The sequence below is a fragment of the Caulobacter rhizosphaerae genome (assembly GCF_010977555.1).
Classification (GTDB): domain Bacteria; phylum Pseudomonadota; class Alphaproteobacteria; order Caulobacterales; family Caulobacteraceae; genus Caulobacter; species Caulobacter rhizosphaerae.
The window spans coordinates 3,947,156-3,964,950 of sequence record NZ_CP048815.1 but is presented as its reverse complement, the minus strand read 5'-3'; the positions used below and the strand labels follow the sequence as shown (position 1 = coordinate 3,964,950).

General features: G+C 67.4%; 16 protein-coding genes. 6 read left to right on the top strand and 10 right to left on the bottom strand.

The annotated features are described in order from the left end of the window. The first annotated feature begins 10 nt into the window (after positions 1–10). Both G3M57_RS18210 and G3M57_RS18205 read left to right on the top strand, forming a co-directional pair. Positions 11–1,030 carry a beta-propeller fold lactonase family protein gene (locus G3M57_RS18210; protein ID WP_163232179.1) on the top strand — a complete coding sequence of 340 codons (1,020 nt, stop codon included), beginning with the start codon at positions 11–13 and terminating at the stop codon, positions 1,028–1,030. Between the two features lie 144 nt (positions 1,031–1,174). Further along, complete coding sequence (locus G3M57_RS18205; protein WP_056757692.1) at positions 1,175–1,417, top strand: hypothetical protein; 243 nt, start codon at positions 1,175–1,177, stop codon at positions 1,415–1,417. Between the two features lie 463 nt (positions 1,418–1,880). On the opposite strand, the gene G3M57_RS18200 is transcribed toward G3M57_RS18205, so the two are convergent. Together G3M57_RS18200 and G3M57_RS18195 are read right to left on the bottom strand one after the other, a co-directional pair. After that, entirely contained in the window at positions 1,881–2,885 is a 1,005-nt protein-coding gene (locus G3M57_RS18200; protein ID WP_230983665.1) for an alpha/beta fold hydrolase, read from the bottom strand. Between the two features lie 311 nt (positions 2,886–3,196). Then, complete coding sequence (locus tag G3M57_RS18195; RefSeq protein WP_163232178.1) at positions 3,197–3,805, bottom strand: HAD family hydrolase; 609 nt, start codon at positions 3,803–3,805, stop codon at positions 3,197–3,199. A gap of 280 nt (positions 3,806–4,085) precedes the next feature. Between G3M57_RS18195 and G3M57_RS18190 the strand changes: the two genes are divergently transcribed. Continuing rightward, a complete protein-coding gene (locus G3M57_RS18190; RefSeq protein ID WP_230983664.1) occupies positions 4,086–5,177 on the top strand; it encodes a PAS domain-containing protein in 1,092 nt (363 codons plus the stop codon). Position 5,178: 1 nt separating this feature from the next. Here G3M57_RS18190 and G3M57_RS18185 read toward each other — a convergent pair whose 3' ends face one another. From G3M57_RS18185 to G3M57_RS18150, 8 genes are all read right to left on the bottom strand, one after another. Beyond that, the gene (locus tag G3M57_RS18185; protein WP_244322568.1) at positions 5,179–5,622 is read right to left on the bottom strand and encodes a response regulator; all 444 of its coding nucleotides are present in this window, start codon (positions 5,620–5,622) and stop codon (positions 5,179–5,181) included. A 226-nt stretch (positions 5,623–5,848) separates the two neighbouring features. Then, on the bottom strand, positions 5,849–6,238 hold the full coding sequence (locus G3M57_RS18180) for a copper-binding protein (RefSeq protein ID WP_163232176.1): 390 nt from the start codon (positions 6,236–6,238) through the stop codon (positions 5,849–5,851). Between the two features lie 12 nt (positions 6,239–6,250). After that, a complete protein-coding gene (locus tag G3M57_RS18175; protein WP_163232174.1) occupies positions 6,251–9,397 on the bottom strand; it encodes an efflux RND transporter permease subunit in 3,147 nt (1,048 codons plus the stop codon). After that, positions 9,394–10,887, bottom strand: coding sequence for an efflux RND transporter periplasmic adaptor subunit (locus tag G3M57_RS18170; protein ID WP_163232172.1), 1,494 nt, complete (start codon positions 10,885–10,887; stop codon positions 9,394–9,396). Before G3M57_RS18170 ends, G3M57_RS18175 begins: the two co-directional genes overlap by 4 nt. Then, a complete protein-coding gene (locus G3M57_RS18165; RefSeq protein ID WP_163232169.1) occupies positions 10,884–12,110 on the bottom strand; it encodes a TolC family protein in 1,227 nt (408 codons plus the stop codon). Before G3M57_RS18165 ends, G3M57_RS18170 begins: the two co-directional genes overlap by 4 nt. A gap of 117 nt (positions 12,111–12,227) precedes the next feature. After that, positions 12,228–12,488 (bottom strand): hypothetical protein, encoded by a 261-nt coding sequence (locus G3M57_RS18160; protein ID WP_163232167.1) that lies wholly within the window; start codon positions 12,486–12,488, stop codon positions 12,228–12,230. A 137-nt stretch (positions 12,489–12,625) separates the two neighbouring features. Next, the gene (locus G3M57_RS18155) at positions 12,626–12,988 is read right to left on the bottom strand and encodes a hypothetical protein (RefSeq protein WP_163232165.1); all 363 of its coding nucleotides are present in this window, start codon (positions 12,986–12,988) and stop codon (positions 12,626–12,628) included. A 209-nt stretch (positions 12,989–13,197) separates the two neighbouring features. Beyond that, positions 13,198–14,121, bottom strand: coding sequence for a LysR family transcriptional regulator (locus tag G3M57_RS18150; protein WP_208789618.1), 924 nt, complete (start codon positions 14,119–14,121; stop codon positions 13,198–13,200). Between the two features lie 98 nt (positions 14,122–14,219). On the opposite strand from G3M57_RS18150, the gene G3M57_RS18145 reads away from it, so the two are divergent. The 3 genes from G3M57_RS18145 to G3M57_RS18135 all read left to right on the top strand — a co-directional run bounded on the left by G3M57_RS18145 (position 14,220) and on the right by G3M57_RS18135 (position 17,419). Next, a complete protein-coding gene (locus tag G3M57_RS18145; RefSeq protein ID WP_163232161.1) occupies positions 14,220–15,053 on the top strand; it encodes an oxidoreductase in 834 nt (277 codons plus the stop codon). Between the two features lie 65 nt (positions 15,054–15,118). Then, complete coding sequence (locus G3M57_RS18140; RefSeq protein ID WP_208789617.1) at positions 15,119–16,540, top strand: MFS transporter; 1,422 nt, start codon at positions 15,119–15,121, stop codon at positions 16,538–16,540. 126 nt (positions 16,541–16,666) lie between these two features. Further along, positions 16,667–17,419 (top strand): SDR family oxidoreductase, encoded by a 753-nt coding sequence (locus G3M57_RS18135; protein ID WP_163232159.1) that lies wholly within the window; start codon positions 16,667–16,669, stop codon positions 17,417–17,419. Positions 17,420–17,795: the final 376 nt, after the last annotated feature.

The following is a 17,795-nucleotide window of genomic DNA, read 5'->3' as shown; positions in this document are numbered from 1 at the left end:
GGATTTCCCCATGAAGACCAAGTTCCTGGCCGCCTCCATCCTGGCCCTGACCGTCGTGACGGCTGCTCAAGCCCTGGCCGCCGCAGGGCCCGCGCCGATGAAGATCGTCGACCGCATCGCCGGTCCGGACGGCGGCTGGGACTACGCCAATTTTGACCCCGTCCATCGCCGCCTATACGTGGCGCACGGCGCGGCGGTCACCGCCATTGATGTCGACACAGGCAAGGTTACGCCGGCGCTGGTGGCCGCCCAGCGCGCACATAGCGCCTTGCCGCTGCCGGGCGGTGACGAACTGCTGGTCACCAACGGCGGCGCCAATACCGCCACTCTGGTCGACGCCATGACCGGCGTGGTCCGCGCCACGGTCGCGACCGGTCAGAATCCGGATGCGGCGCTGTTCGACCCCGCCAGCGGCCTGGCCTTCGTCATGAACGGCCGCAGCGGCGACATCACGCTGATCGACGCCAAGGCGGCCAAGGCGGTGGGGGGGATCCCGGTCGGCGGCAAGCTGGAGTTCGGTGCGACCGACGGCCAGGGCCGAGTGTTCGTCAATGTCGAGGACAAAGGCGAGATCGCCGTCATCGACACGGCCGCGCGCAAGGTCGTCGCCCACTGGGCCATGGTCGGCTGCGACGAGCCCAGCGGCCTGGCCTACGCCGCCGACGTCCGCCTGCTGATCGCCGCCTGCGCCAACGGCAAGGCCGAGGTCGTGTCGTCGGTCTCCGGCAAGATTGTGGCCAGCCTGCCAGTCGGCGAAGAGCCAGACGCGGTCTTCTACGACGCCCAGCGCCATCTGGCCTATGTGCCGAGCGGCGGGGCGGGGACTCTGTCGGTGATCGCCGTACACGGCCCGACCGACGTCGCGGTGATCGAGACGGTGGCGACCAAGCCTGGCGCCCGGACGGGAACGTTCGATCCGCAGACCGGCAAGGTCTATCTGCCGTCCGCCGACTACGATCCGCCGGCCCAGCCAGGTGGCCGGCGGAGCGCCAAGAGCGGGACGTTCTCGGTGCTCGTGCTGGGACGTTGATCCGTGCTGATGCAGGTCGTCGAGGCGCTGGGCGAACTGCGCTTGCAGTGGCCTGATACGCCAACTCAGTCTAATCGCAGGCCATGTGTCAACCGACGGCGCCGCCCACCGGGCCGGCTGTCCGTCGCATAAAGGTCGAAAGCAATGGCGCTGGGCAATATCGTGATGATCGTTCTGGGCCTGGCCGCCATGGCCCTGGGCTATTTCATGTTTTCTTCGCCCAAGGTTCGCAGGTGGACTCTAAGCTATGGCCGGGGGGCGATGTGGACGCGCCTGCTCGGGGAGCATCGCGCCGACTGGGCGGGCCGCTTCGTCTTCGCGCCGATCTGCTTGGTCTTCGGCCTTTTGATGGCCCTGATGGCGGCCTTCTCGGGACCTATTGGCTAGGGTGTGGGCGTCGGGGCTAACCACCCCCTAGGCGTCTTTATCTACTATCACCTGCCGCGTCCGCCGCAGTATAGCTACCTCGGCTTCCGCTTCGAACCTGCGGCCGACGCTGCGGCGCGCTCATGTCTCGTCGTCCGGCTGAAAGCCGTTCCATCCCTGACGATCTATCCGAAGAGGTGAAGTCGAGGCGAGGTTGGGTGCCGTGAGTTTGCTCGAGCTTCCCTTGATCGATGTCCGCAGACCAGCCTCTGCGGACGGTCGATTGGTCCGCTAGATGGCCACCATTGGCGCGAACTACCCGTGAGGCGGCGTGGCAAGCCGGTCTGCCGTCGCCTGAAGCGTCAACTGGCCAGTGGCGCTGTGGCCCAGCCTCAGCGCGCACCGCACGGCGCTCTGGAACGAGGCTCCCCAAGCTGAAGGGCGACGCTCGCTTAGGCGTCGAGCGTTGGACATCAGCCGGCGCCTAGGCGCTCCACCGGGGTCTTTTCGCTACTCGGTCGATCGCCTCAGCTACCGCGCCATACAGGTCGGGTGGAAGGTCATGCCCCATGCCCTCCAAGAGCATGAACTCCGCATCTGGGATCGAAGCGGCCGTATCCTCGCCGCAGGCCGGCGGAAAGAGCGGATCATCGCTCCCGTGGATGACGAGTGTTGGCGCGACCACGGTCCTGAGCCGTGCCCGACGGTCGCCGGCTACGGCGATCGCCGCGATTTGACGGGCGAAGCCATTGCGATCCTGGGCGCGACGGGCCTCCTCTATAATGAGACGACGCGTGGCGGCCTCGTCGAACGGGTAACGCCTGCCGGCGATGCGGCGCGCGAAGGCCAGGCTATGGGCTAGGTAGCCTGCTTCGTCCGAGACGGGATCGGGAGCGGGACTGGTCATCATCGCCATGGCGTCCGGCAAAGGTGGCGGAAGGGCCGGATTGCCGGTGCTCGACATGATGGAAGTCAGTGAGGCGACGCGTTCGCGATGCTCACACGCCATGACCTGCGCAATCATGCCGCCCATGGATCGACCAACGACATGGGCCCGATCAATGGAAAGGGCGTCAAGCAGCCCGACCGCATCCGCCGCCATGTCGCGGAGCGTATACGGGACCTCCGGCATTCGTTCGGCCTTGAGCGCGGCGGCCAACTCGCCAAAATCAGGCGGAGTACGGTTACTGATATGCGTCGAGCGGCCAGCGTCGCGATTGTCGAAGCGGATCACATGATAGCCGCGTGCCACAAAGTCGAGACAGAAGGGAACGGTCCATCGGACCATTTGCGTCCCCAGTCCGGCAATCAGCAGGATCGACTCATCGGAGGGGGGGCCGAACGTCTCGCACGCCAATTCGATACCGTTGGTCTCCACATGCGTCATCGTCGGCTCATTTAAAACTCCGCGGACTGCACTGCGGGTACGAAATTTATTTATCCGGATAAAATAAATGGTCAATATTGCCCGGATGAAAAGTGATTTCATTGGACGGCCGCGCCCTTGCGCTAATGGTCCCTCCGAGGCGACTGGAGCGCTCAAGTTCGGGCCGTGTCGCTGGAGGCTTAAGGTTCGGAGCCCGGAGGATATTCGTAAGCCAACTCGTGGCGCACTTGATCTCAGGCAGATGTACGATCGTCCAGGGGCTTCGCGGTTGCTGCCGTGCACCTGACGGATTTCAAGGCCAGGAGCGGCCCGAGAGTCTGACCATTGCGCTCCCCGACCTCCTCGCTCAAAGCTGGCGGCGTGAGAAAGCGGACGCATCGACGGGCTGGGAACCGTGGATGGCGGACGTCATTCTAAGGGTGGCCGAGTTCTGGAAAAAGCGCGTCAAGCGAAGCGCCCGGGGTCCAGAGCGCGGCCTGCCAGCCTCTTTCGCGCGCGGCCCGCACATTTCTTTCGCTGTCATCGATGAAGGCGATGGCCGAGCCGCGCAATCCCACGCGCCTCTCCACGGCTTCGTAGAATCCTTGGGACGGCTTTGAGACGCCCAGGCTCGCGGCGTAGTGCATGTCGTCGAAATGGTCTCGAAGACCCAGATCATTCCAGAGATAGGTCGCGCGTTCGTGCTCTTGAACCGTGGCCAAATGCAGCGTCACGCCCGTCGCGCGCAACGCCTTAAGCTGCGCCAATAGCCCAGTGTCTAGCTCGGAGTCACATTTGAACCAGTAGCGGATCAACTGTTCGCAACTGACCTGCGGGGCGATCTCCGCCAGGGCGATGGCCAACCTCTCACGAAGTGCGGCGCGGCCGTGGACGATGTCGTCCCAGTGGAGATGAAAAAAGCGCGACTGAAGCACGGCTGCGGGGATGCCGAGATCGCGTTCAATTTCCGCTGACCATCCTAGTGGATTGATCGGACGGACGATCACGCCATCAACATCCACCATCAATATCGCCGGTTTCATGAACAACCCTGATCCCGCATCACAGAACCAGCGTCACACTGGGAGCGAACGTCCGCAATGGTCTGCCTGACTCCGCAGCTGGGCGCTGAATGTCAGCTTCCTGGAGATGTGCCGGAGTCCGGTAATGGCGCGACCCGGCCGGATACACGGGTTTCTCGATCGGGAGCGGGGCGGGGGCCAGCGAAGCGGGAACCTTTTCCACTTCCCCCGACTATGTCAGGGCAGAGCTTGACTGCGGCCACGCCGATCAAGCGCAAAACGTCTGATCGGGAAGCGAGCCTTGGAGCAGAACAATCCCGGCGCAAACGCTGATTCCATGGGTGCAGTTGGCGAGCCTATGCGCGCGCCGTGGCTGAACGGCGCTCCTACTCCCGCCGACGCGCTCAGCCAGAGCCGCGCGCACCTGCAGGTGCTCACCTACGCCATGCCGCAGATGGTCTGGTCCACGCGGCCGGACGGTTTCCACGACTATTACAACGCCCGTTGGTACGAATTCACCGGCGTTCCGGAGGGCAGCACCGACGGCGAAGAGTGGAACGGGATGTTCCACCCGCAAGACCAGGATCGCGCCCGGACACGGTGGCGGCGTAGCCTGACGACCGGAGAGCCTTACGAAATCGAGTACCGGCTGCGCCACAAATCCGGTGAATACCGCTGGACGCTTGGGCGCGCGCTGCCGGTCTTCAACGACGAGGGCGCCATTTCGCGCTGGATCGGAACCTGCACCGACATTCACGACGCCAAGATGGCCGCCGAGCAGAACGAGCTGCTCAGCCGCGAACTGAGTCATCGCATCAAGAACATCTTCGCGGTGATCTCGGGGCTGATCGGCCTTTCGAGCCGTCATGACCCGTCGGTCCGAGGGTTCGCCAAGGAGCTTCAGGAACGGATCGCCGCGCTGGGCCGTGCACATGAGTTCGCGCGGCCCCATAGCGAGGCGTCGCGGCCGGCGCTGGGTGGCTCGACGCTGAAGGGTCTCCTGCTAGAAATCTTCAGCCCCTATCCGGCCTTCGATGCAGGGCGTATCGCGGTCGTCGGCGACGATGTCCCTGTCGATGATCGGGGCGCGACACCCATAGCGCTGGTGTTCCATGAACTGGCCACCAACGCGGCCAAGTACGGCGCGCTTACGACGTCTGACGGACGCGTGGACGTCGAGATCCTCCGGGCCAATGGGTCGGTTCGCATAACTTGGTGCGAGGCGGGTGGCCCCATTATCGACGGCGAGCCGACACGGACGGGTTTTGGCACGCGTCTGGCGGATATGAGCGTGGCCCAACAGCTCGGCGGTCTGATCCGTCGCGAGTGGAAGCCGAGCGGCCTGTGCGTGGAGATCGAAGTTCTGATCGACCGGCTGAGCCGCGATCTGTAGCTCAAGCGCCGCCTTGCATGAGCGTCAGGCCGCTCGGCGGCGAGAGCAGTGGTGCGCCGCTCTTGAACTGCAGCGCATAGGCCACCGCGGCCGCCACGACTTCTTCGCGGCACGGCTTGCTCAGCACGCCGATGGTGCCGGGCGGGCTGGCGTCCAGGGCCATGCGTGGGTTGGCGGTCACGAAGAGAACGGAAATCCCATGCTCTTGCGCCAGGCGCTCGGCAATCAGGGGGCCGGTCTGGCCGTCGCGCAGGTGGATATCGACCAAGGCCAGGTCGGGCTTGCTCGACCCGAGCGTCAGGGCCGTCTCAAGATCGGGGGCGATGCCCGCGCAACTGTAGCCAAGCTCCTCAAGCGCCGCTTCGAGGTCGGCGGCGACAAGGTATTCGTCTTCGACAATAAGGATACGGGCCCGTGGCATGCAGGGATTACGGTCAAGCGCCAAACCCGTTCCCGCGTGGTTGCGACTCTCAGAGACATTTGTCGAGTATGCGACATTATGATCACGACCTGGGCGGATGTTCGCCGGCGTTTGAATGTCCGGAACCCGGCGCTGTCCCAAGGTCGGCTACTGGCGCGGCCTCGCCACGACAGCCCATCGGGAGATGGACTGTCGTTCTCGGGGCATTGTCGCAGTTGTAGCGGCGGATCGAGCGGCTCGCCGCGCCGCCCTATTGTTTGGCGATCGCCGTGACCTCGCCCGATCCGTCATGAAGCTTTAGGTCAAAGGTCACCTTGTCGCCGACCGCCACGCCCTCCAGCAGGGCCGGCGCGGCCTTGAAGCCCATGGTCATGGCCGGCCAGCCGGCCTCGGGGATGGCGTCGTGGTCCAGGGTGATCGTGCCTGCAGCCTTGTCGATCGCCGTCACGACGCCGACGCCCTTGGCCATCTTGTCGGCGGGCGCCATGTCCATGCCGGCCATGTCGCCGCTCGCCGCCGGGGCGGGCGCGGCGGCTGGGGCCGGCGCGGCCGGAGCGGCGGGCGCTTCGGTCTTGCGGCCGCAGGCTGCCAGGCTTGTCGTCGCGAGCAGGGCGGCGAAGGTTAGGGACAGGGTCTTCATCAGCTAATCTCCTTAGGCTGAGGGGGAAGCAGAAAGGGACGTCCGGGTCCGTCGGCGGCGCAGCAACAGGTAGCCGGCCGGGACGACGAACATCGACAGCAGGGGCGCGGTGAGCATGCCGCCGATCATCGGGGCGGCGATGCGGCTCATCACTTCGGAGCCGGCGCCATGGCCCCAGAGGATGGGGGCCAGGCCCGCCAGGATCACCGCCACGGTCATGGCCTTGGGCCGCACGCGCAGCAGGGCGCCTTCGCGCACCGCCGCCACGATCTGGACGGATGTCGGGTCCGGCCCCAGGGCCTCCATGGCGTGCTTGAGGTAGATCAGCATCACCACCCCGAACTCCGCCGAGACCCCGGCCAGGGCGATGAAGCCGACCCCGGTGGCCACCGACTGGTGGAAGCCAGCTAGATAGAGCGTCCAGATGCCGCCGGTCAGAGCGAACGGCAGGGTGGCCATGATCAGCCCCGCCTCGTCGAAGCGGCGGAAGATCACGTAGAGCAGGACGAAGATGATCAGCAGGGTGGCCGGCACGACGATCTTCAGCCGGTCGGCGGCCCGCTGCAGATATTCGAACTGGCCGGAATAGGAGAGGCTGACGCCGGTCGACAGCCTGACCTTCTGACCGACGGCCTGGCGCAGATCGCCGACCACCGAGGCCAGATCGCGGCCCCGCACGTCGACATAGACCCAGGTCGTGGGCCGACCGTTCTCGCTCTTGAGCATCGGCGGCCCGTCGGCAATGCGGACGTCGGCGACCGTGCCCAGGGTGATCTGCTGGCCGCCCGGCGTCAGCACCGGCAGGGCCCGCAGGCCCTCAAGGCTGCCCCGAAGTTCGCGCGGATAGCGGACGCTGATCGGATAGCGGGCCAGACCCTCGACCGTCTGGCCGATGGTCTCGCCGCCGATCGCCCCGGAGACGATCGATTGGACGTCGTCGATGTTGAGGCCGAACCGGGCGGCGGCGGCCCGATCGATGGTGACGTCGACATAGCGCCCGCCGGTCAACCGCTCTGCCAGGGCCGAGCTGACGCCGGGAACGGTCTTGGCGACGCCCTCGACCTCGCGGGCGATGCGGTCCAGTTCGGCGAGGTTGGCGCCGGAGACCTTCACCCCGATCGGGCTCTTGATGCCGGTGGCCAGCATGTCGATGCGGTTGCGGATCGGCGGAACCCAGACATTGGTCAGGCCCGGGACCTTCACCCGTTCGTCCAGGTCAGCGACCAGCTTGTCGGGCGTCATGCCCGGTCGCCACTGATCGCGTGGCTTGAAGCGGATGGTGGTCTCGAACATTTCCAGCGGGGCCGGATCGGTGGCGCTCTCGGCGCGGCCGGCCTTGCCAAACACGCTGTCGACTTCCGGCACGGTCTTGATCATCCGATCGGTCTGTTGGAGCAGCGCTCCGGCCTTGGCCGCCGACAGTCCCGGCAGGGCCGAGGGCATGTAGAGCAGGTCGCCCTCGTCCATGTTGGGCATGAACTCTCCCCCCAGACGGGCCAACGGCCAGGCCGTGGTGGCGAAGGCCAGGGCCGCGATGACCAGGGTGGTCCTTGGCTTGCGCATCACCCAGTCCAGGCCAGGGCGATAGGCGGCGGTCAGGACGCGATTGATCGGGTTGGAGGCTTCATCCGGGATCTTGCCGCGGATCAGGTAGCCCATCAGCACCGGGATCAGCGTCACCGACAGGATGGCCGCCGCCGCCATGGCGTAGGTCTTGGTGAAGGCCAGCGGCCGGAAGAGCCGGCCCTCCTGGGCCTGCAGCGTGAAGACCGGGATGAACGACAGGGTGATGATCAGCAGGCTGAAGAACAGCGCCGGCCCGACCTCGGCGGCGGCCTCGGTGATCACCCGCCAGCGCGTCTCGCCGTCCAGGGTCTCGCCAGGGTGCTCGTGCGCCCAGCGCTCCAGGCGCTTGTGGGCGTTCTCGATCATCACCACGGCCGCGTCGACCATCGCCCCGATGGCGATGGCGATGCCGCCCAGCGACATGATGTTGGCGTCGACGCCCTGGCTTTTCATCACCAGGAAGGCGGCCAGCACCCCCAGCGGCAGGGAGATGATCGCCACCAGGGCCGAGCGCAGGTGGCCCAGGAACAGGGCGCAGACCAGGGCGACGACCAGAAACTCCTCGAGGAGCTTGCCGGTCAGGTTATGGACGGCGCGGTCGATCAGGGCCGAGCGGTCATAGGTGGTGACCACCTCGACGCCGGGCGGCAGGCTCTTCTTCAGCTCGGCCAGCTTGGTCTTCACCGCCGCGATGGTGGTGCGGGCGTTTTCACCCGAGCGCAGGATCACCACCCCGCCGGCCACCTCGCCTTGGCCGTTGAGTTCGGCGACGCCGCGCCGCATCTCCGGGCCGATCTGGATGGTGGCGACATCGCCCAGCCGCACCGGGACGCCGCCGGCGAAGGTCTTCAGCGGCACGGCCTGGAAGTCTTCCAGGGTCTTCAGATAGCCCGTGGCGCGGACCATGTATTCGGCCTCGCCCAGTTCGAGCACCGAGCCGCCGGTCTCGGCGTTGGCGCCCTTCAGGGCCGCGACCACCTGCTGGTGAGTGACGCCGTAGCTGGCCAGTTTCACCGGATCGAGCACGAGCTGGTACTGGCGCACCATGCCGCCGATCGCCGAGACCTCGGCCACGCCGGGCAGGGTCTTGAGCTCATAGCGCAGGAACCAGTCCTGCAGGGATCGCAGCTGGCTAAGATCGTGGCCGCCGGTCTTGTCGACCAGGGCGTATTCATAGACCCAGCCGACCCCGGTGGCATCGGGGCCCAGGGCCGGACGGGCGCTCTGCGGCAGGCGGGCCTGGACCTGGTTGAGATATTCCAGCACCCGCGAGCGGGCCCAGTACAGGTCAGTTTTGTCGTCGAAGATCACGTAGACGAAGCTGTCGCCGAAGAACGAATAGCCCCGTACGGTCTTGGCCCCGGGCACCGACAGCATGGTGGTGGCCAGCGGATAGGTGACTTGGTTCTCGACCAGTTGCGGGGCCTGGCCCGGATAGCTGGTGCGGATGATCACCTGGGTGTCGGAGAGGTCCGGCAGGGCGTCGATCGAGGTCAAGCGCACCGCCAGGCCGCCGGCGACGATCAAGGCCAGGGCCCCCAGCAGCACGAAGAAGCGATTGGCGACCGACCAGCGGATCAGGCCGGCGATCATCGGGCCGCTCCGGTCTTGGCGATCCGGCGCACGGTCGAGCCAGCGGGCGGCTGCTCGAAGGCGAAGCTGACCTGGTCGCCGGGCTTGAGGCCCTTGAGCAGCATCGGGTCGGCGCGGAAGGCCATGGTCATGGCGGGCCAGCCGATCGCCGGCACCGGGCCATGGGAGAGCGTGATGCTGCCTCCGGACACCTGCTCGACGCGGCCGACGGCTTCGGCCAAGGCGGGCTTGGCGGCAGGCGCCATGGCCGACATTGCCGGTCCTGTCGCGGGCAGCGGACGAACGTTCAGGCCCCCCAGGCTGGCTTCGGAGTCGATCAGGAACTGGCCGGAGGCGACGACCTTCTGGCCGGCGTTCAGGCCCGCCAGGATCTCGCTCTGGCCGCCGGCTTCGCGGCCGACCTTGACCTCGACGGCTTGGTAGCGGCCGTTTTCGCCCGCCAGCATGACGATCGCGCGCGGGCCGGTGCGGATCACCGCTTCTGAGGGCAGCAGCAGGGCGGGCCGGGCGTCGCTGTCGAAGCTGACGGTGGCGAACATGCCCGGCCGCAGCTTGCCGCCGGGATTGGGCAGCTCGATGCGGGCCTGCAAGGTGCGGCTGTCGCCCTGGGCCTGGGGCAGGATGGCCTGCACCGTGCCGCGGAGCGTCTCGCCGGGATAGGCGGCCAGGGCGACGCCGACCGACTGGCCTTGGCGCAACTGCCCGGCCTGGGCCTCGGGCACGGCCGCGGTGATCCAGACGCGGGACAGGCCATTGATCTCGGCGAGGCCCTGACCCGTCGCCACGGTCATGCCGGTGCGGACGTCGAGCTTGGTGATCACCCCGCCCAGCGGCGCGCTGACCGTGATGGTCGTGCGGGCCCGGCCATCGCGATCGACGGCGGCGATCACGCCCTCGGGCATGCCCAGCAGTCGCAGGCGCTGGCGGGCGGCGGCGATCAAGGCCGTGTCGTCGGTTCTCCTGACCGCCAGATATTCGGCCTGGGCGCCGCCCCAATCAGGGACCAGCAGGTCGGCCAGGGGCGCGCCGGCCCCGATCACGTCGCCCGGCGCGCGGCCGTAGACCTTCTGGACGAAGCCGCCGGCGCGCGCCTGGACCACGGCCACGTCGCGCTGGTTGAAGTCGACAACGCCGGTGGCGGTCAGGCCGCTGGCCAGCACGCCCTGGCGGGCCTCCACGGTGCGCACCCCGAGGTTCTGCGCGATGGCCGGATCGATGCGCACCCCCGCCGAGGAGCCGCTGGTGTCCGCCTCGCCGGCGTATTTGGGGACCAGCTGCATGTCCATGAACGGCGACTTGCCCGGCTTGTCGAAGCGTTGGGCCGGGACCATCGGGTCGTACCAGTAGAGGATCTTGCGGCCGTCGGCGGGGGCGTCCGACATCGCCGGCTTGGCGGTCAACCGGGCCAGGCCGTAGCCGCCAGCGCCGGCGACCACGACCAGCGCCGCGGCGCCGGCCAGGAGAAGCTTCATCGGGGGAGAGGCGCTCATTGGTCGTCGCTTCCGTAGGTCAGGGTCAGGCGGGCGGCGTCGATGGCGACGGCGGCCTCGCGGTCGAGGGTGGCGAGTTGGGCGTCGGAGAGGCCGGCGAAGGCGGCCAGCACGTCGGGCAGGGCGGCCGTGCCGGCGCCGTAGCCGGCGGTCTCCAGCTCGGCGCGCTGCTTGGCCAGCGGCAGCAGCGTGTCGCGGGCCCGCAGCCATTGTTCGTGGTGCATGACATGATCGGCCAGGTCGGCTTCGAGCTGGGCGGCCAGGGCGCGGCGGGTGTCCTCGCGCTGGGCGTCGGCCCGGCCGGCGCTGGCGGCGCGCGCGGCGATCATCGGGTTCTGGCGGCTCTTGCCCCACAGCGGCAGGCTGACGCTGACCCCGGCCGACACCATGTCGCCGAACATCGGGTCGCGGCGCTGATAGGCCACCTCCCAGCTCCAGTCGGGGCGCTTGTCGGCCTTGGCCAAGGCGACGTCGGCCTGGGCTTGGCGGGCGGCAGCTTCGCGGGCGAGTAAAGTGGGATTGCGGTCGATCGCGGCCCGCAAGGTCGCGGGCTCCAGATCAAGGTCGGGCGGCTGGCCGATCGCCTGCGGGTCGGGATCGCCGATCCATCGGGTAAGGGCCGCGCGCGCCCGGCCCAGTTCCGAGACCGCCTCGCTCCGGCGATCCTCCAAGGCGGCGCGCATCTGGGCGGCTTCGAGCGCCTGGGCCGGCCGCGAGCGTCCGGAGGCGACGCCGGACGGCGCGGCTTTCCACAGCGGATCTAGCTGAGCGACCACGCCGTCCAGGGCGGCGAGTTTGCGCTGGGCGTAGAGCAGTTCGATCCAGGCCAGGGCGGCGGCGACGCGGACCTGCCGGGCCTCGACGGCGCCCTCGGCTCCTGCGGCGACGATGTCGGCCTGGGCCCGCCCGATCCGCGCCCGGCGCTTGGCGGCGCTGGGCATGTCCTGGCTGTAGCCGACCCGGCCCATAGTCATTTCATCGGCCCCGAACCGGCCAGCCGGCGGTCCGGAGACAGGAAAGTTGTCCAGGCCCAGGGCCAGCTTGGGGTCGGGCAAGGCGCCGGCCGCCTTGGCCGAGGCCTTGGCGGCCTCGACCTGCAGGGCGGAGGCTCGCAACGCCGGGGCGTTGGCGGCGGCGGTGTCGAGGGCCTGGCCATAGGTCAGGGGCGCGGCCTGGGCCGCGCTGGCCAGCAACGCCGCGGCCAGGGTGATGGCGATACGCATCGGGGATCCGATCACGATGAGATTTGGAACTTGGCGGCTGGAGGCGAAGTCCTGGCGGGGAGGGCCCCGCCAGGCTTCCATCGACCGCGCCAGAGCCTGGCGCGGTCGATGAGCGCTTTAGCCGCCGTGGCCCGACTTGGACGCGGAGGCGCCCTTCATCATCGGGTAGTCGCAGTCCTTCATCGCCATGGCGGTCTTGGTCGCCGCCTCATCGACCTTGATGTTGCGGCGGAAGACGTCGTGCGGGTTGGATGACGGGAGCGAGGTCCGATAGGTGACCCCGGCGTCGGCCGACGGGGAGGCCAGGGCAGGCGAGCCCGCGATGGCGGAGAGCGCGGCCGCGGCGAAGGCGGCGGCGATGGTCTTGGAGATTTGCATATTGATACGTCCTGATAGGGTTCGGCAGACCGCGCGAAGGCGGCGCTCGGATCCCGGGCGTGACGACAGGCAGGCGCGCGGACGCGCGACCCCGGCGACACGGCGCAGGAAAGACCCGCGTCAGACGCGGGTCAGGATCAGGCGATCAGTTTGGGTGGTCGTTCGTCGCGCGGCGGCGCGCGGGTGCGCAGCGGATCGCTGAGGGCGGCCGTCAGACGCATGGGCGCGATGGCCGGGAGCTGGATGTCCGACGTGGGAAGCGCGGCGATCGTCGCGCACATCGCGGCGCAGATCTGGGCGCAGGACTTGCCGTCGTGCGGCGACTTCTGGTTCTCGTCGCAGCAAGGATCGTGGCTGGCCTTGGCGCCGTCCGCAGACTGGGCCATCGGCATGGCCATCGCCTCGGGGCCAGCCTTGGCGCACCCGACCTGCGCGGCCGCGGCGGTCACCGGGCTGATCAGTAGGGCCAGGATGGCCAGGAAGGCGAGCAGGTGCCGCATCGAGGCGAAACTTAGATCCGTAGGTCCAGCTTGTCGATCCCTAGAGGCATCTCCTCCCGCCCTCTACGCTCGCTGTGGAGCTGGATCCGCTGCGGGCCTCCCTGTACATCTCCCCCACGAGGGGCCGTCATCGGTTGCACCCCTCTGAATGTCCGGTTCCTGGAGGGATCCGAGAGTCTGCAAATGGCGCTATGCCGCCAGAGGAAAACTCAGTCGGGGGCCGCAGCGCCTTGACGCACCGTGTCGATGAAGGCGCGCAGGGCCGGGCTCATCTGTCGTTGCTGAGCAAAGCAAAGGTGATGGCCCGGGAATGGTTCGCACCAAGCCTCCAACATCGGGACCAGTCGGCCGTCGGCAATGGCCTGGCGAGCGGTGCGCTCGACCGAGAAGGCGACCCCTGCGCCGTCTATGGCAGCCTTCAGCGCCATGTCCTTGCTGTTGACAATCAGCGGCCCATCGACCTCGACTTCGAACCAGGCGCCGTTCTCGAAGAACTCCCAGCGATAGGGCTGGGTGCGGCCCGGCCAGCGCCAGCGGATGCAGTCGTGGCCTAGTAGGTCCCGCGGATGCACCGGTAGACCGCGTTCTGCGACATAGCTTGGTGCAGCGACGGGGACTTGCCGCACCGGCGGCTCCAGGGGCACGGCGATCATGTCGCGCTCGATTACCTCGCCTATGCGGATAGCGACATCGAAACCCGACGCGACCGTGTCCACCACCTCGTCATCGACGGTGATGTCCAGGACGACCTTGGGATAGGCGCGGCGGAATGCGGGCAGGATCGGCTGGACGTACAGGTCGGCGGCCGACCGGAAAACGTGGACCCGCACCGTCCCCGAAGGTTGCTCTTGATAGAGCCGGACTTGGCCGACGGCTTGGCTGAGTTCAGCGACAGCGGGGGCGACGCGGTGAAGTAGCGTCTCGCCCGCGTCGGTCAGAGAGACGCTACGGGTGGTGCGGTTCAGCAGGCGCACCCCAATCCGGTTCTCGAAGGCGCGCACGACTTGACTGAGCGCCGAGGGGGTGACGCCCAGGGTCTCGGCGGCGCGGGTAAAGCTGAGCGCCTGGCTCACGGCCACGAACGCACGCAGATGGGCGAAGTCGCCGCTGCTCAGCAGTGTGTCAGTGCTCAAGGTCATTGTTTAGCATGCCTTACAAGCTTACGCGGAATTAGCTCCATTCTGAAGTCGCAAAAGCAGGCGCACAAGACGCGCTTCACAAGGAGCATGCGATGTCGAAGCATTGGTTCATCACCGGGATTTCGCGCGGTCTGGGGTTGGCGCTGGCCCAGGCTGCGTTGGCGCGGGGCGACACCGTAGTCGGCACCGTCCGTTCGGGCGCGCCTCTCGTCGAGAAGGGGCTGGGCGAGCTGCATGTCCTGACACTGGACGTCACCGACGGCGTGGCCATCGAGCGCGTGGTCGCTGAGGCCTTCCACCGAGCGGAAGGGCGGTTGGACGTAGTGGTCAACAATGCCGGCTACGGCCTGCTGGGCGCGCTGGAAGACGCCAGCGACGAGGAGGCCCAGCGCCTGTTCGCCACCGACGTCTTCGGGCCGTTCAAGGTGATCCGCGCGGCCTTGCCCGGGCTGCGAGCCCAGGGCGAGGCGAGGATACTCAACATCACTTCGATCGCGGGCCGGGCGCCGGGCGCGGCGTCGGCGCTGTATGCAGCGGCCAAGTACGCGTTGGAGGGCTTGACGGCGTCGCTGCACCAGGAGGTCGAGCCGCTGGGCATCAAGCTGACCGCCGTCGCGCCGGGGGCTTTCCGGACGGACTTCCTGTCGACGCACTCGATCCGCCTGAGCGCCCCAAGGGCCGGGGGCTATGACGCGACGGTCGGCAGGGCCAGCCAGGCTTTCTCGTCGATGGCCGGTCAGCAGCTGGGCGATCCGGATCGCGCGGCCGAGGCCTTGCTGCGCATCGTCGACGCGCCGGATCCGCCGCTGCACCTCCTGCTCGGCTCCGACGCCTTGCGTCGGGCGCGCGCCAAGCTCGCGGCGGTCGAGGCGGAGATCGCGACTTGGGAGGACCTCACGATCAGCACCGACTTCCCGGAAGCTTGAGGGGGAAGGCGGTTCCGCGGCCGCGGAACCGCCGCACGGCGCGGGCGAACCGGAAGGAGACGAACTTGATACATGCCCTAGGCCCAGGCGCTCATCGCGACCCTCGCAGATGGATCGCCCTGGTCGTCCTGCTGGCCGGAGCGTTTCTGCCGCCGCTGGATTTCTTCATCGTCAATGTGGCGTTGCCGTCAATCCGAGCGGACCTCCACGCTTCCGCGGCCGTGATGCAGCTGATCATCTCGGGCTACGCCACGGCCTACGCCGTCATGCTGGTCACCGGAGGCCGCCTGGGAGACCTTTACGGGCGCCGGAATATCTTCCTGATCGGCATGGCGGGCTTTGCGGCCTCGTCGGCCTTATGCGGATGGGCGTCGACCGCCCACGCCCTGATCATCGGTCGCGTCCTTCAGGGGGTGTCGGCCGCCATCATGGCGCCGCAGGCCCTGGCCTCGATCAATGCGATCTTTCCGGAAGACGAAAAACCCAAGGCGCTGAGCCTCTATGCGATGACCTTTGGTCTAGCGTCGATGGCGGGTCTATTTCTTGGCGGGACCTTGATCGCGCTCGATATCGTCGGGCTCGGCTGGCGAAGCCTATTTCTCGTCAACCTGCCCGTGATCGCGATCGCCGCGCCGGCGGCGCTCTTCCTGGTGACGGACACAAGATCGGATCGTCCCAGCAAGCTGGACGTCGGCGGAGCCGTGCTGCTCGCGCTTGGCCTCTTTGCGCTCATCGCGCCGCTGATCGAAGGTCGTGAGCAGGCGTGGCCGCGATGGGCGCTCGTCATGCTGGCCGCCGCCGTCCCGCTCTTGCTCGCGTTCTGGCGTTTTGAGCGAAAGCTGGAGATCGCCGGCGGCGACCCGATCGTGACGCCAAGCCTGCTTCGGGCTCCCGGACTCATGCGAGGCCTGTTGGCCGCCCTGTTCTTCTACGTCGTTGCAGCCTTCTGGTTGATCTTTTCAATCTACCAACAAGGGGGGCTGGGCCGGACGCCTTTCGCCGCCGGGTTGGCGATCCTTCCGGCCGCCGCGGGCTTCTTTCTTGGCCCCTTTGTCAGCGGGCGGGCGCTCAAGGTGTTCGGGCGATACGCGGCGGCCGCTGGAATGGGCGTGCAAGCCGGGGGTCTGATCGCCACGGCGGTTCTGATTTCAGTCGGCGCTCCCCGCTTTCTATTCGTCGCATTGTTCTTCATCGGCGTGGGACAGGGGATCGCGCTTCCCAATCTCGTCCAGACCGTTGTCGGGGGCATCGACAAGACGCGGTCGGGACTGGCGGCCGGCTTGGTCAATTCGATGTTCCAGATCAGTGCGGCGCTGGCGGCCGCCTTGATCGGCGGCTTGTTCTTCTCGGTGCTTGGAGCGGCGAGCGACGTTGGATCCTTCGGCCATGCCTACAGCATCGCGGCCCTTGCGATCGCTGCCTGTCTTCTGATCGCCGGATGGCTGTCCAGCGGCCCTGCGGTCCCCAGGAACGGCGACTGGCCATGACCCGATCAAGCTGTTCAGGCCTCGCTCAAGTCCTCGTCGCTGTCGACGCAATGCGTCTCCACGTCAGCGGCCGGTAACCCGCTCTCTCCAGAGCGCCGCAGAAACAATTCACAGTGGAATACCCATATGAACGTCGCCTCTCTTCGTCTTGCGGGCAAACGCGCGCTCGTCACCGGTGCGGCCCGCGGCATAGGTGCGGCCATAGCGCTGAAGCTGGCCGAGGACGGCGCGGACGTCGCCATCACCTATGAAAAGTCCGCGGCAAAGGCCGAGGCTTTCGCCGCCGAACTTCGCGCCCTAGGTCGCAAGGCGGTCGCCATCCAGGCCGACGCCGCCAGCAGTGACGCCGCCAAGGCGGCGGTAGAGCAGACCGTCGCCGACCTCGGCGGCCTCGACATCCTGGTCAATAACGCTGGCGTCCTGTTCGCGGGTGACTTTTCCGAGCAGCCGCTTGAGCAGATAGATCTGCAATTGAACGTCAATGTGCGCGGCGTCTTCCTGATTACCCAGGCCGCGCTGAAGCACATTCCGAACGGCGGCCGCATCATCAGTATCGGCAGCAATGCGGGCCTGTCTGTTCCGTTCGCCGGCATAGCCGTCTACGCGGCCACCAAATCCGCGTTGGAAAGCTTCACGCGTGGTCTTGCGCGTGAACTGGGACCGCGGGAGATCACCGTCAATCTGGTCCGTCCCGGTCCGATCGACACCGACATGAACCCCGCCGATGGCGCTCTGGCGCCGGCCATCCTCCCGAGCCTGGCGATTGCCCGCTACGGTCAGGCGAGAGAAGTCGCTGAAGCCGTCACCTTCCTCGCCGGGCCTGGCGCTGCCTACGTTACGGGTTCGGGCATTCTTGTTGATGGCGGCATAAGCGCCTGAGTTGTCGCGCGAGGGGAGGCAAACCCCCGCGCGCTAGCACGCCCGGATCGCCTTGTAGATCTCGACCGCGATGATCGCGCCAATCAAGGCTCCGACGACGCTGTGCGGCAGGCGGAGCGAGGCTTGGTGCAAACTGTTGAGCGATCCCGCCAACCACGCCCCGGGTATCGCGCCCAGGACCAGCGCGACGAGATAGCCCCTCCCACCTTGCCGGCGCTGGCCTGGGCGATGTCCGTCAGTCGCCAGCGATAGAGCGCCACAGTCAGGCTCAGCCCTCCGACCCAGGCTGCGATCTCGAAAGCGACATGCGCCAAAGGCGCGGTGGGAACGGTGATCACCCAGGCCCGACTAAACGGGTAAGGAACCGGGCTAAACC

Bases quoted from the DNA above. Each gene is read 5' to 3' on its own strand.
- G3M57_RS18205 (WP_056757692.1), top strand. From the start codon at position 1,175: ATGGCGCTGGGCAATATCGTGATGATCGTTCTGGGCCTGGCCGCCATG.
- G3M57_RS18210 (WP_163232179.1), top strand. From the start codon at position 11: ATGAAGACCAAGTTCCTGGCCGCCTCCATCCTGGCCCTGACCGTCGTG.
- G3M57_RS18200 (WP_230983665.1), bottom strand. From the start codon at position 2,885: ATGAAATCACTTTTCATCCGGGCAATATTGACCATTTATTTTATCCGG.
- G3M57_RS18195 (WP_163232178.1), bottom strand. From the start codon at position 3,805: ATGAAACCGGCGATATTGATGGTGGATGTTGATGGCGTGATCGTCCGT.
- G3M57_RS18180 (WP_163232176.1), bottom strand. From the start codon at position 6,238: ATGAAGACCCTGTCCCTAACCTTCGCCGCCCTGCTCGCGACGACAAGC.
- G3M57_RS18175 (WP_163232174.1), bottom strand. From the start codon at position 9,397: ATGATCGCCGGCCTGATCCGCTGGTCGGTCGCCAATCGCTTCTTCGTG.
- G3M57_RS18135 (WP_163232159.1), top strand. From the start codon at position 16,667: ATGAACGTCGCCTCTCTTCGTCTTGCGGGCAAACGCGCGCTCGTCACC.
- G3M57_RS18170 (WP_163232172.1), bottom strand. From the start codon at position 10,887: ATGAGCGCCTCTCCCCCGATGAAGCTTCTCCTGGCCGGCGCCGCGGCG.
- G3M57_RS18165 (WP_163232169.1), bottom strand. From the start codon at position 12,110: ATGCGTATCGCCATCACCCTGGCCGCGGCGTTGCTGGCCAGCGCGGCC.
- G3M57_RS18155 (WP_163232165.1), bottom strand. From the start codon at position 12,988: ATGCGGCACCTGCTCGCCTTCCTGGCCATCCTGGCCCTACTGATCAGC.
- G3M57_RS18145 (WP_163232161.1), top strand. From the start codon at position 14,220: ATGTCGAAGCATTGGTTCATCACCGGGATTTCGCGCGGTCTGGGGTTG.
- G3M57_RS18160 (WP_163232167.1), bottom strand. From the start codon at position 12,488: ATGCAAATCTCCAAGACCATCGCCGCCGCCTTCGCCGCGGCCGCGCTC.